13 protein-coding genes are annotated in these 12,629 nt (G+C 71.1%); 7 read left to right on the top strand and 6 right to left on the bottom strand.

What is annotated here, in order from left to right; genetic code table 11:
* Window positions 1-12 precede the first annotated feature (12 nt).
* Both uvrB and QNO09_RS10325 read right to left on the bottom strand, forming a co-directional pair.
* Window positions 13-2,139 (bottom strand): excinuclease ABC subunit UvrB, encoded by a 2,127-nt coding sequence (gene uvrB / locus QNO09_RS10330; RefSeq protein WP_283969800.1) that lies wholly within the window; start codon window positions 2,137-2,139, stop codon window positions 13-15.
* Window positions 2,140-2,179: 40 nt separating this feature from the next.
* Window positions 2,180-3,046, bottom strand: coding sequence for an MHYT domain-containing protein (locus tag QNO09_RS10325; RefSeq protein ID WP_283969799.1), 867 nt, complete (start codon window positions 3,044-3,046; stop codon window positions 2,180-2,182).
* A 286-nt stretch (window positions 3,047-3,332) separates the two neighbouring features.
* Here QNO09_RS10325 and QNO09_RS10320 point away from each other — a divergent pair, with 286 nt between their 5' ends.
* Window positions 3,333-4,205 (top strand): glycerophosphodiester phosphodiesterase, encoded by an 873-nt coding sequence (locus QNO09_RS10320; RefSeq protein WP_283969798.1) that lies wholly within the window; start codon window positions 3,333-3,335, stop codon window positions 4,203-4,205.
* A gap of 50 nt (window positions 4,206-4,255) precedes the next feature.
* Window positions 4,256-4,810, top strand: a complete 555-nt coding sequence (locus QNO09_RS10315) for a methylated-DNA--[protein]-cysteine S-methyltransferase (protein ID WP_283969797.1) — start codon at window positions 4,256-4,258, stop codon at window positions 4,808-4,810.
* Window positions 4,811-4,823: 13 nt separating this feature from the next.
* Here the strand turns inward: QNO09_RS10315 and QNO09_RS10310 are convergent, their stop codons facing one another.
* Entirely contained in the window at window positions 4,824-5,252 is a 429-nt protein-coding gene (locus QNO09_RS10310; RefSeq protein WP_283969796.1) for a VOC family protein, read from the bottom strand.
* 105 nt (window positions 5,253-5,357) lie between these two features.
* Here QNO09_RS10310 and QNO09_RS10305 point away from each other — a divergent pair, with 105 nt between their 5' ends.
* Together QNO09_RS10305 and QNO09_RS10300 are read left to right on the top strand one after the other, a co-directional pair.
* Window positions 5,358-6,266 carry a pseudouridine-5'-phosphate glycosidase gene (locus QNO09_RS10305; protein WP_283969795.1) on the top strand — a complete coding sequence of 303 codons (909 nt, stop codon included), beginning with the start codon at window positions 5,358-5,360 and terminating at the stop codon, window positions 6,264-6,266.
* On the top strand, window positions 6,263-7,228 hold the full coding sequence (locus tag QNO09_RS10300; protein ID WP_283969794.1) for a carbohydrate kinase family protein: 966 nt from the start codon (window positions 6,263-6,265) through the stop codon (window positions 7,226-7,228). The genes QNO09_RS10305 and QNO09_RS10300 overlap by 4 nt, the downstream gene beginning before the upstream one ends.
* A gap of 84 nt (window positions 7,229-7,312) precedes the next feature.
* Here the strand turns inward: QNO09_RS10300 and QNO09_RS10295 are convergent, their stop codons facing one another.
* Window positions 7,313-8,104: a methyltransferase gene (locus QNO09_RS10295; RefSeq protein ID WP_283969793.1), complete on the bottom strand. Its 792-nt coding sequence runs from the start codon at window positions 8,102-8,104 to the stop codon at window positions 7,313-7,315.
* Between the two features lie 269 nt (window positions 8,105-8,373).
* Here QNO09_RS10295 and QNO09_RS10290 point away from each other — a divergent pair, with 269 nt between their 5' ends.
* Window positions 8,374-9,501 (top strand): magnesium and cobalt transport protein CorA, encoded by a 1,128-nt coding sequence (locus tag QNO09_RS10290; RefSeq protein WP_283969792.1) that lies wholly within the window; start codon window positions 8,374-8,376, stop codon window positions 9,499-9,501.
* Window positions 9,502-9,563: 62 nt separating this feature from the next.
* On the opposite strand, the gene QNO09_RS10285 is transcribed toward QNO09_RS10290, so the two are convergent.
* Entirely contained in the window at window positions 9,564-9,992 is a 429-nt protein-coding gene (locus QNO09_RS10285; RefSeq protein ID WP_283969791.1) for a CBS domain-containing protein, read from the bottom strand.
* 296 nt (window positions 9,993-10,288) lie between these two features.
* Window positions 10,289-10,939 (bottom strand): nucleoside/nucleotide kinase family protein, encoded by a 651-nt coding sequence (locus QNO09_RS10280; protein WP_283969790.1) that lies wholly within the window; start codon window positions 10,937-10,939, stop codon window positions 10,289-10,291.
* 124 nt (window positions 10,940-11,063) lie between these two features.
* Here QNO09_RS10280 and QNO09_RS10275 point away from each other — a divergent pair, with 124 nt between their 5' ends.
* Window positions 11,064-11,762 (top strand): DUF2293 domain-containing protein, encoded by a 699-nt coding sequence (locus QNO09_RS10275; protein ID WP_283969789.1) that lies wholly within the window; start codon window positions 11,064-11,066, stop codon window positions 11,760-11,762.
* Window positions 11,763-12,071: 309 nt separating this feature from the next.
* Window positions 12,072-12,551: an anthrone oxygenase family protein gene (locus QNO09_RS10270; protein WP_283969788.1), complete on the top strand. Its 480-nt coding sequence runs from the start codon at window positions 12,072-12,074 to the stop codon at window positions 12,549-12,551.
* The last annotated feature ends 78 nt before the right edge of the window (window positions 12,552-12,629 follow it).

The raw sequence follows: 12,629 nt of genomic DNA, 5'->3' as shown, positions 1-12,629 counted from the left end.
CGCGGCACGCTGTCAGGCCAGGCCGGCCTCCTTCATCTGGCGCAGTTCCTTCTTCATCTCGGAGACCTCGTCGCGCAGCCGGGCCGCGATCTCGAACTGCAGCTCCGCCGCGGCGGCCCTCATCCGCGCGGTCAGCTCCTCGATCTGCCCGGCCAGTTCGGCCGCGGGGCGGTCGGTCGGCACCGTCTCCTCGGCCTTGCCCTTGCCCTTGGCCGCCTTGCCGAGGGAGGGCACGGGAGCCTTGGTTCCTCCGCCGTCCTTCTTCGCCTTGCGGTAGCCCGAGCCGAGCAGCTGCTCGGTGTCGATGTCCTCGCGGGCGATCTGGGCGACGATGTCGTTGATCTTCTTGCGCAGCGGCTGGGGGTCGATGCCCCGTTCCGTGTTGTACGCGATCTGCTTCTCGCGGCGCCGGTTGGTCTCGTCGATGGCCTTCTCCATCGCCGGGGTGATCTTGTCGGCGTACATGTGGACCTGGCCGGAGACGTTGCGCGCGGCGCGGCCGATGGTCTGGATCAGGGAGGTGCCGGAGCGCAGGAAGCCCTCCTTGTCGGCGTCCAGGATCGCCACGAGGGACACCTCGGGCAGGTCGAGTCCCTCGCGCAGCAGGTTGATGCCGACCAGCACGTCGTACTCGCCCGCGCGCAGTTCGCGCAGCAGTTCGACGCGGCGCAGGGTGTCGACGTCGCTGTGCAGATAGCGGACCTGGATGCCCAGTTCGAGGAAGTAGTCCGTGAGGTCCTCGGCCATCTTCTTGGTGAGCGTGGTGACCAGGACGCGCTCGTCCTTCTCGGTGCGCTGCCGGATCTCGTGCACCAGGTCGTCGATCTGGCCCTCGGTGGGCTTGACGACGACCTCCGGGTCGACGAGGCCGGTGGGGCGGATGATCTGCTCGACGAAGCCGTCCGAGCGGGACATCTCGTACTTCCCGGGGGTGGCCGACAGGTAGACCGTCTGGCCTGTGCGCTCCTGGAACTCCTCCCACTTCAGGGGGCGGTTGTCCAGGGCGGAGGGCAGCCGGAAACCGTGGTCGACGAGGGTGCGCTTGCGGGAGGCGTCGCCCTCGTACATGGCACCGATCTGCGGGACGGTGACGTGCGACTCGTCGATGACGAGCAGCAAGTCGTCCGGGAAGTAGTCCAGCAGGGTGTTGGGCGGGGAGCCGGGCGAGCGGCCGTCGAAGTGCATCGAGTAGTTCTCGACGCCGGAGCAGCTGCCGATCTGGCGCAGCATCTCGATGTCGTACGTGGTCCGCATGCGCAGGCGCTGGGCCTCGAGCAGCTTGCCCTGCTTCTCCAGCTCCGTCAGGCGCTCGCCCAGTTCCTTCTCGATGTCGTTGACGGCCCGCTCCAGGCGCTCGGGTCCGGCGACGTAGTGGGAGGCCGGGAAGACGTAGAGATGCTCGTCGTCGCTGATGATCTCGCCGGTGAGCGGGTGCAGGGTGGACAGCGCCTCGATCTCGTCGCCGAACATCTCGATGCGGACGGCCAGCTCCTCGTAGACCGGGAAGATCTCGATGGTGTCGCCGCGGACGCGGAAGGTGCCGCGAGTGAAGGCCATGTCGTTGCGCGTGTACTGGATGTCCACGAAGCGGCGCAGCAGCTGGTCGCGGTCGATCTCCTCGCCGACGCGGAGGGGGACCATCCGGTCCACGTACTCCTGCGGGGTGCCCAGGCCGTAGATGCAGGAGACCGAGGCGACCACGACGACGTCGCGGCGGGTGAGCAGCGAGTTGGTCGCGGAGTGGCGCAGGCGCTCGACCTCCTCGTTGATCGAGGAGTCCTTCTCGATGTAGGTGTCCGACTGCGGGACGTACGCCTCGGGCTGGTAGTAGTCGTAGTACGAGACGAAGTACTCGACGGCGTTGTTCGGGAGCAGCTCACGGAACTCGTTCGCCAGCTGGGCGGCCAGGGTCTTGTTCGGCGCCATCACGAGCGTGGGGCGCTGGAGCTTTTCGATCATCCACGCGGTGGTGGCGGACTTGCCGGTGCCGGTCGCGCCGAGCAGCACGACGTCCTTCTCGCCGGCCTCGATGCGCCGGGCGAGCTCGGCGATGGCCGTCGGCTGGTCGCCGTTCGGCTGGTAGGGGCTGACGACCTCGAAGGGCGCCACCGTGCGTTCGATCTTTGAAACGGGCCGCATGGCATCCACCGTACGACTCCGCACTGACAATGGGCTCTGATCAGCGGTTCTGCGGGGTGCGGGACTCTCGGTGCTCCACGGTGCGGCGGGGGCGGAGCCGCAGGCGGTGGGCGGAGTGCTGGACGTGGGTGTGGGCGGGGATGCCGGGCTTGCGCTCGACGGGGACGACGGTGGGCTTCCCCATGACCATGAGCGGGTCGAACATGACGACGACGCCGGCCAGGAGCAGGAAGGCGAGCGGGCCGACCAGCATGGGGGCGAGCAGGTTCGCGGGCGACTCCCCCGTGGCGGGTTCGGCCGTGCCGTGCAGGTGGACGGTGAGGGCGGCCATGCCGGTGTAGTGCATGCCGCTGACGGCGAGTCCCATGACGAGGCTGGCGCCCACGCTCCAGAGGAAGCCCCTGACCTGGCCGGCGGCCCACAGGGCGGCGGTGGCGGCGCACATGGCGATCACGACGGAGACGGCGACGGTGACGGTGTTGTACTGCAGCCTCCCGTCCAGGCTCATGCTGGCCATGCCGAGGTAGTGCATCGACGCGATGCCCAGGCCGGTGATGGTGCCGCCGGTGAACAGGGCCGTACCGCGGGCTCCCCTGTAGCCGACGATGAAGATGCCGATGCCCACCATGATGATCGCGACGGCGAGGCTGGCGAAGGTCATCGCCTTGTCGTAGTGGATCGGGGTCCCTCGGATCGTGAACCCCATCATCGCGACGAAGTGCATGGTCCATATGCCGGAGCCGATGGCGGCGGAGCCGAGGGCGAGCCAGCCGGGGCGCCAGGACTGGGCGACGAGCATGGATCTCGTGGTGCATCGCAGGCCCAGTGCGCCGCCCAGACAGGCCATGAAATACGCCACCAGGGGTGTGACCAGGCCATAGCTGAATCCGTCGACCGTGCCTTGCATGCGGCTGCCTTCCCGCCCTCGTACGTCCCGGAATTCCTGATGTGCGCCCCCTCCCAGGACCGCACGAGCGGTCAGGGTTGACGCAGAGAGTATGACCCCCACCGGAATGGTCGAACGACTTTCCGGCAAAGAAACACGGCCCTGCCGCAGTTGTGCGGTACCAGTGAGCGGAGTTGGGCCGACTCCGTTCAACGTGTGGCCATCCCGTACCCCTCTCGCGTTGACCCTCTGCTGTCACAGTTGTGCTGTCCGTGATGTCACCGATCACTCGTCGCGAGGAGTACGCATGCATGCGCGCGCTGTCGCCGCCTCGACCACCGCGCTCCTGGGGACCGCCGCTCTCCTGTTCCCCGCCTCCGCCGCGCGGGCCGCGGGTAGCGGCCCGTCCCCGGTGGTCATCGCGCACCGGGGTGCTTCCGCCTACGCGCCCGAGAACACCCTGGCGTCCGTGGACAGAGCGGCGGAGCTGGGCATCCGCTGGGTGGAGAACGACGTGCAGCGGACCCGGGACGGGGAACTGGTCGTCATCCACGACGACAACCTGCGGCGCACCACCGACGCCGAGGAGGTCTTCCCCGACCGGGCCCCCTGGAACGTGAAGGACTTCACCGCCGCCGAGATCGCCCGGCTGGACGCGGGCAGCTGGTTCTCACCCGCCTACGCGGGCGCGCGCGTGCCGACCCTGGAGCAGTTCGTGCACCGCCTGGAGCGTCATCACCAGAAGCTTCTGCTGGAGATCAAGAACCCGGAGCTGTACCCGGGCATCGAGCGGCAGACGCTGAAGGTCCTCAGCAACGAGGGCTGGCTGGACCGGCCGCATCGGGCGGGCCGGCTGATCGTGCAGAGCTTCAGCGCGGACAGCGTGCGGACGGTGCACGAGCTGAAGCCGGGGGTGAAGACGGGCCTGCTCGGGACGCCACCGGTGTCGGAGCTGCTCGCCTGCGCGGAGTTCGTCGACCAGATCAACCCCTCGTACAGCTCGCTCTCCCCCGCATACGTCTCCTCCGTGCAGGCGTTCGACGGGCCGCACGGCAGGCCGATGGAGGTCTTCGCCTGGACGGTCGACGACGCGAGGACGGCCCGGCGGGTCGCCGCGTACGGCGTCGACGGGATCATCACCAACAGGCCGGATGTGGTGCGGAAGGCCGTGGGCGGCTGATCCGGTGTTCCGCCGGGCGCGTTGTCAGTGGCGGGTCCTACGGTGGGCCCATGGACAGCGAAGGGCAGGACGAGCCGCGGGTCGTGTGGGCGGTCGTGGAGAGCGGGATCGGGCCGCTGCTGCTGGCCGCGAGCCGGGACGGCCTGGTCAACGTCGTGTTCCACGCCACGGACGCGGTGCGGGAGCGGGCCGTCGAGCGACTGGCGTCGCGGCTGGGCGCCGAGCCCGTCGAGGCACCCGGCTCCCCCCTGCTCGCCGAGGCGATACGGCAGGTCGAGGCCTACTTCGCGGGGGCGCGACGCGAGTTCGACCTGCCGCTGGACTGGTCGCTGATCTCCGGCTTCAACCGGGAGGTCCTGCGCGAACTGACCTCGGGCGTGCCGTACGGCACGGTTGTCGGATACGGCGATCTGGCCGCGCGGGTCGGTCAGCCGGGCGCGGCCCAGGCCGTGGGCATGGCGATGGGCGCCAATCCGCTGCCCGTGGTGGTGCCTTGTCACCGGGTGGTCGAGAGCGGCGGCGGCATCGGCGGCTTCGGGGGCGGCCTGGAGACGAAGCGGCGGCTGCTCGCCTTGGAGGGTGTCCTTCCCGAGCCGCTCTTCTGACACCCGGGCCCGGTCAGTCGTAGTGCCGGGCCTCGAAGACGTTGCCGTCCGGGTCGCGGAAGTAGAAGCTGCGGGTGGCCGCGCCGCGGGCTCCGAAGGCGTCGTGGGAGAGGTCCGACATCGGTACGGAGTGTTCTTCCAGGCGGCCGAGGAGGGCGTCGAAGCCGCCACGGGACAGCGACAGGCAGACGTGGTTCACCGGGTGCCCCGCGCTGTCGGCCGAGCCGGGCAGCATCGTCATGCGCTCGGCGTAGGTCAGCGGCATGAGGTCCAGGATGGTCTCGTCGTTGACGCGCACGGACGGGAAGGGTGCCTCGCCCGCGGCGAACTCCGCGAGCCTGACCGCCTCCAGACCGACGGCCTTCGCGTAGAAGTCGGCGGCGGCCAGCGGGTCGCGCACCCAGAGGACGACGTGGTCGAGACGTGGCGTGTGGTCCGTCATGCACCCCAGGCTCGTGACGACTCCGGCGGCCCGCAAGGGTTTGGCCCGGCGCGCCGCCCGCCAGAGATGAGGGAAGACGACTGACCGACGGCAGGAGGCGGGCGCGTGGTGCTGGTGGTGTCCGAAGAAGTGCGGGAGGCGATCGACGCGCGCCGGCCCGTCGTGGCCCTGGAGTCCACGATCATCGCCCACGGGCTGCCGCGCCCGCGCAACCTCCGGGTGGCGCTGGAGCTGGAGACGGCCGTACGGCAGGAGGGGGCGGTGCCCGCCACGATCGCGGTACTGGACGGGCGGCCGCACGTCGGCCTGGACAAGGAGCAGCTGGAACGGGTCGCGAACGAGGACGGGATCCGCAAACTGGGCCACCGTGACCTGCCGCTCGCGGTGGCGTCCGGGGCGAGCGGGGCGACCACGGTGTCGGCGACCGCGCTGCTCGCGGCGCGGGCGGGTGTACGGGTCTTCGCGACGGGTGGGCTCGGCGGGGTGCACCGGGAATGGACCGTGACGCAGGACGAGTCGGCCGATCTGGGGCTGCTGGCGCGCACGCGCATCACGGTGGTGTGTGCCGGGGTGAAGTCGATCCTGGACGTGCCGGCGACCCTGCAGCGGCTGGAGACGCTGGGTGTCGCCGTGGCCGGTTACGGCACCGGCCGGTTCCCCGGCTTCTACCTCTCCGACTCGGGGCACGCCGTGGACTGGACGCTGGGGACGCCGGAGGAGGTGGCGGGCGTCATGCGGGCGCAGGACACGCTCGACGGGCCGGAGTCGGCGCTGATCGTCGCCAACCCCGTCCCCGAAGAGGAGCAGCTCGATCCGGATTTGCACGCACGCGTGCTGGCGGACGCGCTGCACGCGTGCGCGGAGGAGGGGATCACCGGCCAGGCGGTCACGCCGTTCCTGCTCGATCATCTGGTGCGGCACACGGACGGCGCCTCCCTGAGCGCCAACCTTGCGGCGGTGCGGGGCAACGTACGCCTGGCGGCACGGATCGCGGCGGCCTGGACCCGGGGATGACGGCGGCCGGCGGCGCGGGGCCGGGAGTGGAACCGGGCTCCGGGGACGCGGGCTCGGCGACGGGGCGTGGGCTGCTGGTCGTCGGGGATGTCATCACCGATGTCGTCGCGCGCTACCGAGGGCCCCTCGCGGCCGGTACGGACACGCCTGCCGCGATCCGGACCGTGGCGGGCGGGGCGGGCGCGAACGTCGCCTGCTGGGCGGCTCACCGGGGAGCGCCGGACGTGCGGCTGCTCGGGCGCGTGGGAGCGGAGGCGGCCGACTGGCACGAGCGGGAGCTCGTCGCCCAGGGCGTGCGTCCGCGGCTCGTCGTGGACCCGCTGGTGCCGACCGGCACGGTGGTCTGCATGGTCGACGGGGGCGCTTCGGCGGAGCGGACGTTCCTCACGGACAGCGGCGCGTCGTTGCGGCTCGAACCCGCCGACTGGTCGGACGCGCTGCTCGACGGAGTGGCCCGGCTGCACCTGTCGGGCTACCTCCTGTTCTCCGAGCCGAGCCGGGCCCTGGTGACCGTGGCCCTGAAAGCCGCACGCGCGCGTGGCGTACCGGTGAGCCTGGACCCGGCATCGGCCGGTTTCCTCGCGGAGCTGGGGGCGGAGCGGTTCCTGGCGCTCGTCGACGGAGTGGACGTCCTGCTGCCCAGCCGGGACGAGGCGTGCCTGCTGGCGGGACCGGCGGACGCGGCCGAGGCGGCGGCCCAGCTGAGCCTGCGCGTGCCGCTGGTCGTCGTCAAGCAGGGTCATGAGGGGGCCGTCCTGGCTCGCGCCGGGAAGGTGTGCGCTCGCGTTCCGGCCGCGTCGGCGACAGCACGGGACACGACCGGCGCCGGTGACGCCTTCACCGGCGCTTTCCTCGCCGCCCTGCTCGCGGGTGCCGGGCCGCAGGACGCCGCGGCGGAGGGCTGCCGGGCGGGTGCGCGAGCGGTGGAGAAGGTGGGCGGCAGACCGCCCCTGCCGAGCTGACGAACCTGGCCGGGCCTGCGGGCCCCGCCCCCTTCGTGCCTCGCCCCGTTCCCACCGCGCGGCACGCCCCCTCGGCACCGTCGCCTACTGCTTGCGCCCCCACGCCGAGATCATCGGGGCCGTCGTCAGATCGAGCGCACCCGACGTGACGTTCACGAGATGCCGGTCGATGTCCTGGTCGGTCGCGAGGCCCGCGCCGACGAGCTGGTCGCGGACTTGGCGGGTCGTGACGGACTCCAGGGCCGCGCAGGCCGGCGACGTGAGGGGGAAGTAGGCGTCGGCCTGGACCCGGGTCAGTCCGGCCTCCCGGAGCAGTCGCGGCAGGATGCGGCCACAGGGGAGGTCGGTCCCGCGGTCGGCGAGCAGTGTGCGGAAGCCCTGCCGCAGCCGGTTGGCGAGCTGCTGCTCGGGGCCGTACTCGTCGGGGCAGAGCAGGGGTTGCAGAGTGGGGTCGGCGTCCTCGACCAGGAGGCGTCCGCCGGGGCGCAGGGACATGACCATGGAGCGCAGCGCCTGTTGCCGGTCGGTCACATGGACGAGAGCGAGGCGGGCGTGCACGAGGTCGAAGCCCTCCCCCGGGGGTTCCGGCGAGCCGAGCTCGTGGGCCCGCACCTCGACGGGTGGCCGGGCGGCGGAGGCGAGCCGTGAGGTGTCGGTGTCGGTCGCGACGACACGTCCGGTCGGACCCACCTTCTTGGCCAGCCAGGACACCACGGTGGTGCCGGCGCCGACCTCCCAGCACCGCCAGCCGGATCCGACGCCGAGCTCTTCGAGGTGCCGGAACGTCGTGGGGTCGAAGAGGGCGGCGAAGGCGCTGAAGCGCTCGGCCGCCTGGGTCTGCCGGTTGTCGAGGAGATGCCCATCGGTTCGCGTCATGCCGCGATCATCCCATTTGTCCGACATATCCGTAATTGTCGACGCTCCGGCGCGTAGTACCGCGTCGGACGCCGCCGCACGCCAGAACCGTTCGGCGCGGGCAGGCGTCGATGCGTCAGGACGACGACGTCGGCTCGCCGTTCGTCCACAGCCGGGAACCAAGCGGAATGGGGCGTATCCACAGGCTCACCCGCAGCTCACACAGGCCTGGCAGACTGACGCGCCAAGGCGCAGGAACGGCGCGAGAAGTTCCACGCAAGGAGATCCGGATGTCCATGGCAGGGAATCTGCGGAAGGTGACGAGCCTCGGCGGGGTCGGCGGCCTTCGCAGAGTGGCCCGGCTGGCCCGACGGCGTCCGCGCGTCGACCTGAGTCACCCGGCCCGGTCTCCCCTGGGCTCCTCTGTGGTGAACTGCGTGACATACCAAGACGGCGTGCGCACCGACGCGCGCGGTGACCTGGTGGACGCCGTGGAGCGGGTACGCAAGAGCCGGGACGGCTTCGTCTGGCTCGGTCTGCACGAGCCCACGGACAGCGAGTTCGCGGGCATCGCCGAGCTCTTCGACCTGCACCCGCTGGCCGTCGAGGACGCGATCGAGGCCCACCAGCGCCCCAAGCTGGAACGCTACGGCGAGACACTCTTCGCGGTGTTCAAGACGGTCTGCTACGTCGAGCACGAGGAACTCACGGCCACCAGCGAGGTGGTGAACACCGGCGAGATCATGGTGTTCGTCGGCGCGGACTTCGTGATCACGGTGCGACACGGCCGGCACGGTTCGCTGGGACCGCTGCGCGAGGAGCTGGAGTCCGACCCGGGTCAGCTCGCCAAGGGGCCGTCGGCGGTGCTGCACGCGATCGCGGACCACGTGGTCGACGACTACCTGACGGTCACGGACTCGGTGCAGGCGGACATCGACCACGTCGAGACGGATGTCTTCTCCGAGGCCGGCGCGCGGGCCGACCCCGGGCGCATCTACCAGCTCAAGCGTGAACTGCTGGAACTGAAGCGGGCGGTGGTGCCGCTCAGCAGGCCGCTGGAGGATCTCGCCACCCGGCCGATCCGCGTGGTGGACCCGGAGATACAGGCGTACTTCCGCGACGTCTCGGACCATCTGCTGCGGGCGAAGGAGCAGATCGCGGCCTTCGACGAACTGCTCAACTCCATTCTCCAGGCGCACCTCGCGCAGGTCACCGTCGCGCAGAACGAGGACATGCGGAAGATCACGGCGTGGGCCGCGATCGTCGCCGTGCCGACGATGGTGTGCGGCGTGTACGGCATGAACTTCGAACACATGCCGGAGCTGCAGTGGCGGTACGGCTACGGCATGGTCATCGGCGTGATATCCGCCGCGTGTCTCGCCCTGTACCGGGGGTTCCGGCGCAGCGGCTGGCTCTGAACCGGCCCCGTGCCCCCCCCGGAGGGCCCGCCTGAACCACCCGGGGGGGGTGAACGTCGGGGTCAGTGCGACGCGGTCGTGGCGTAGACGCCCTCCGCCCAGGAGGCGATCTGGTCCTTCGCGAGATGCCGGACCAGGTCGGCTTCGCTGATCATGCCGACCAGGCGCTTGTCATGGATCACCGGCAGTCGGCGGATCTGGTGCTCCCGCATCTCGCGGAGCACGTCGCCGACATCGGCGTCCGCGTCGATCCAGCGGGGCGTGCCCTTCGCCATGTCGCCCGCGGTGACCCTGGCGGGGTCGTGACCCATGGCGACGCAGCCGACGACGATGTCGCGGTCGGTGAGGATGCCGCAGAGCCGCTCGTTCTCGTCGCTGATGGGCAGGGCGCCGACGTTCAGCTCGCGCATGAGCTGGGCGGCGCGGTCGAGGTTTTCGTGCGCGGGGATCCACTGGGCGCCGCGGTGCATGATGTCTCCGGCGGTGGTCATGGAGTACCTCCCGGTGCCGGACGGCCGGCGCGGCGCCGGACGCACCGCGAGTCCCGGCGCCCTTCATTCTCGCCGCGTCACCGGACGCCCGCACACGGAACTCGGCCCCACGGCCCGTTGCCGGGCCCTGCCGCCTCAGCGCTGCCGCCCGGTGCCGACCTCTGCCGCCTCCGCCCGGGGCCGGTCTCTGCGACTTACGCCCGGGGCCGGATCCTGCCGCCTCCGCCGGATACCGGACCCCGGCGCCACCTCGTCCGCCGCCACCTCACCCGGGCGCCGGCACCCCGGCTCCTGGCTCAGTCGCTCCGACCGCTCCAGGCGGGGTGGCGGGGGTCATCGGCCCGCACCAGGACATCGGCCGTGGCCACCGGGTCGGTCTCCTGCTCGTAGCGCTCGAACGCCGGGAGGGTCCAGTGCACGGCCTCGGGTGTGCGACGGCGCAGGGCGCCCGGCGAGAGGAGGACATGGACGCTCAGATCGAAGGGGAACCAGTGCCGAAGGAGGAAGGGTCCGTGCAGCAACAGCACACCGCCGGGCGGGAGTTCGGTGTAGGGACTGCGGGTGGCTCGGTCGGCGGCGGGGTCCCACAGGTCGGGCAGGACGCGACCGTCGCCGTCGGCTTCGAGCGGACCGAACACCTCACGCCACAGGGCGCCGGTGTCGTACCAGCCGCTGTAGTACGCCTCGACATCCTGATGGCCGTACTCCAGCCGTACCGAGGCGGGCCGCAGAAAACCCTCCGTGCCCACCACGAGCGAGGAACGGCCGCGGACGCGCAGCGCCTGGGAGATCCGGTCGGCGAGGTCTCCCGGGCGGGCTGCCGGGGCGCCGTCGAGGGCGATGCGAAGCCAGGGAGAGCCGTCGGCGGGCTTCAGATCGAGGAGATGCTCGGCGAGCAGGTCGCCGAGCCGTTCCCAGGTGATCGCTTCGAGTCGCACACGACCCATGATGCGTCAGCCCACCGCGGGAAGCGTCCGGCCCTGAGGCGCCGTGGCGAGGACGGTGCCCGGATCGCCAGGGTCTGTGGCGGGCTGCGTAGTTCACGCCTCCGTCAACGGGAATGAACCCCCTATGGTCCCCCGCGCGACGCTCCAGCCCTTCACCGGACTTCTCGCCTTCCAGCCCCTCAAGCGGCGCTACTGCGCCGAGTGCCGACGGGGGCCGTTGCCGCTGCTCGCCCTCGAGGACGGCGCCCCGCGCTGTCTCGACTGTGCCGACCTCGGGCATCTGGTGTTCCTGCCCAGCGGTGACACCGCGCTCACCCGCAGATCACGGGAGGAGAGCACGCTGTCGGCGGTGGTCGTGCGGTTCAACCGGAGAAAGGGCCGGTACGAGCGGCAGGGCGTGCTGGTCGAGGAAGCGGCACTGGCCAGGGCGGAGCAGCGGTGTCTGGCGGACGCCGAGGCGAGACGACGGCGCCGGGTGCGGGACGCGCGGCGGCGAGCGGCTCATGACGCTCTGTTCGCCGAGGCGTTCGCGACCGAGATCCTGCTGCTGTTTCCCGGGTGCCCGGCCGATCGGGCACGGGCCATCGCCCTGCACGCCTCGGAGCGGGGCAGCGGACGGGTCGGCCGCAGCGCGGCGGGGCGTGCACTGACGGAGTCCGCGGTGACCTCGGCGGTCGTGGCGTCCGTACGGCATCTGGACACGCCGTACGACCGGCTGCTGATGAGCGGGGTGCCGAGACACGAGGCCCGGCGGCGGATCGCGGCGGCGGTGGCGACGGTAATGAGGGGGTGGACGGAGGCACGGCTCGGTTCCGCGGGGTGACACAAGAGCGCCGGGGCTCTGAGCCGTCATGTCGTCGGCCGTCGTGCACGTCGGCCGTCGGCAATGGTTTCGTCATGCCGTGGTGCCGTGGTGCCGTGGTGCCGTCGGCCGTCATGACGGCATGACGGCATGACGTGGTCCCATGGTGCCGTCGGCCGTCATGCCGTCGACGCGGCCGTTCGGCGGGCCGTGGACGTTCGCTTATGGCGTCGCGGCGCTCGGCCATGGTCACTGCGCCTGTTCGGGAATTCACTGGGGTCGAGAAAGGGGTGCCGGGCGGTGTTCCGGCGCGACGGGCGGGAGAGAGAAATGATCGACGGACCGTACTTCGTGCTCACGGTGCTGGGCGTGCTCGGGACCGGCCTGGTGGCCGGTGTGTTCTGCGGGTTCTCGACCTTCGTCATGCGCGGCCTCGGCATGCTGCCGCCCGCGCAGGGGGTCGCCGCGATGAACGCGATCAACGTGGCGGCGGTGACGCCGCCGTTCATGATCGTGTTCCTGGGGTCGGCCGTGCTGTGTGCGGTGATCGCGGTGGTGACGTTCGTGCTGTGGCCGGAGGAGGGGACGGTGGAACTGCTGGTGGGCAGCGTGCTGTACCTGTTCGGCACGTTCGGGCCGACCATGGTCGCGAACGTGCCGCGCAACGACGCGCTGGCCGGTCTGGAGCCGGGCACACCGGAGGCGGCGGCGTACTGGCCGGTGTATGTGCGCGAGTGGACGCTGTGGAACCACGTCCGTACGGCGGCCTCGGCCGGAGCGGCACTGGCGTACGTGCTGGCGCTCACCTGACACCCGCGCCCTGGGGCGACAGGCATCGGCCGGGAGGCGGACGTATCGTGGCGAAAAGGAGTGCCGCCAGAGTGGGAC

Source organism: Streptomyces sp. 378 (assembly GCF_030124145.1).
Taxonomy (GTDB): Bacteria; Actinomycetota; Actinomycetes; order Streptomycetales; family Streptomycetaceae; genus Streptomyces.
Note: the sequence above shows the minus strand (reverse complement) of the source record. Positions and strands in the feature narration are given on the sequence as shown.

Excerpts from the sequence above, each read along its gene's own strand:
- uvrB (WP_283969800.1), bottom strand. The coding sequence starts at position 2,139 with ATGCGGCCCGTTTCAAAGATCGAACGCACGGTGGCGCCCTTCGAGGTC.
- QNO09_RS10325 (WP_283969799.1), bottom strand. The coding sequence starts at position 3,046 with ATGCAAGGCACGGTCGACGGATTCAGCTATGGCCTGGTCACACCCCTG.
- QNO09_RS10320 (WP_283969798.1), top strand. The coding sequence starts at position 3,333 with ATGCATGCGCGCGCTGTCGCCGCCTCGACCACCGCGCTCCTGGGGACC.
- QNO09_RS10315 (WP_283969797.1), top strand. The coding sequence starts at position 4,256 with ATGGACAGCGAAGGGCAGGACGAGCCGCGGGTCGTGTGGGCGGTCGTG.
- QNO09_RS10310 (WP_283969796.1), bottom strand. The coding sequence starts at position 5,252 with ATGACGGACCACACGCCACGTCTCGACCACGTCGTCCTCTGGGTGCGC.
- QNO09_RS10300 (WP_283969794.1), top strand. The coding sequence starts at position 6,263 with ATGACGGCGGCCGGCGGCGCGGGGCCGGGAGTGGAACCGGGCTCCGGG.
- QNO09_RS10295 (WP_283969793.1), bottom strand. The coding sequence starts at position 8,104 with ATGACGCGAACCGATGGGCATCTCCTCGACAACCGGCAGACCCAGGCG.
- QNO09_RS10290 (WP_283969792.1), top strand. The coding sequence starts at position 8,374 with ATGTCCATGGCAGGGAATCTGCGGAAGGTGACGAGCCTCGGCGGGGTC.
- QNO09_RS10285 (WP_283969791.1), bottom strand. The coding sequence starts at position 9,992 with ATGACCACCGCCGGAGACATCATGCACCGCGGCGCCCAGTGGATCCCC.
- QNO09_RS10280 (WP_283969790.1), bottom strand. The coding sequence starts at position 10,939 with ATGGGTCGTGTGCGACTCGAAGCGATCACCTGGGAACGGCTCGGCGAC.
- QNO09_RS10275 (WP_283969789.1), top strand. The coding sequence starts at position 11,064 with ATGGTCCCCCGCGCGACGCTCCAGCCCTTCACCGGACTTCTCGCCTTC.
- QNO09_RS10270 (WP_283969788.1), top strand. The coding sequence starts at position 12,072 with ATGATCGACGGACCGTACTTCGTGCTCACGGTGCTGGGCGTGCTCGGG.